Here is a 926-nt window from a genome sequence, read left to right as displayed (position 1 = left end):
AAACAAGAATTTTAATGCTGCTGATGGGCACCGTCCTTTTATTCAGCGGAAAAGCCCACGCACAGTGGGTAGTAACCGATCCCGGTAACTTCGCGGGCAACATCGTCAATTCGGTCAAGGAGATTGCCACCGCCTCCAAGACGGTGAAGAACACCTTGGACGGGTTCAAGGAAGTGGAGAAACTCTACAACGACACCAAGAAGTATTACGATGCGCTGAAGAAGGTGAACAACCTCATCGGCGATGCCTACAAAGTCAAGGAGTGCATCCTGATGGTGGGCGATATCTCGGAGATTTACGTCACCTCGTATAAGAAGATGCTCTCGGACAAGAACTTCCGCCCTTCGGAACTCGCTGCGATGGCTTCGGGCTATGCCAAACTTCTGGAGCAGAGCGGTGAGAGTCTCAAGGAACTAAAGTCCATTGTCAAGAGTAATGTTTTCTCGATGAACGACCACGAGCGCATGCAGGCCATCGACCGTATTTATACCACACTGAGGGAAAACCGCTCGCTCGTGTCGTACTACACAAGAAAGAACATTTCCGTGAGCTACGTGCGTGCAAGAGAAAAGAACAACCTTGCCTCCGTCAAAGCACTCTACGGCAATACGGCAAGCAGGTATTGGTAATCAGTCATTGGTGATTCATACATCTAAACACACTTGCTTATGGATTTTGCCAGTTTACACGAGCTGCTACGCTCAACCTATGACGAGATGATGCCGCTTTGTGCCCAGATGACAGGCATCGCCAAAGGTATAGCGGGCTTGGGAACGCTCTTTTATATTGCCCTTCGGGTATGGGCTTCCATTGCCCGTGCCGAGGCGATAGACGTCTTTCCCCTTCTCCGTCCCTTTGTCTTGGGTTTCTGCATCATGTTCTTCCCGACAGTCGTACTGGGTACGATGAATGCCGTTCTCTCGCCC

Annotated in this window: 2 protein-coding genes; both read left to right on the top strand. The window is 50.5% G+C overall.

The window, feature by feature from the left end; translation table 11 throughout:
* Nucleotides 1-14 precede the first annotated feature (14 nt).
* Nucleotides 15-629 (top strand): DUF4141 domain-containing protein, encoded by a 615-nt coding sequence (locus tag JCM12259_RS12810; RefSeq protein WP_025066732.1) that lies wholly within the window; start codon nt 15-17, stop codon nt 627-629.
* Between the two features lie 39 nt (nt 630-668).
* Nucleotides 669-926: TraJ family protein (locus JCM12259_RS15635; protein ID WP_502485826.1), on the top strand; the 258-nt coding region annotated here is incomplete at its 3' end.

The organism is Hoylesella enoeca JCM 12259, from assembly GCF_000613405.1.
GTDB lineage: Bacteria > Bacteroidota > Bacteroidia > Bacteroidales > Bacteroidaceae > Prevotella > Prevotella enoeca.
This window is presented reverse-complemented; position numbering and strand designations above follow the sequence as displayed.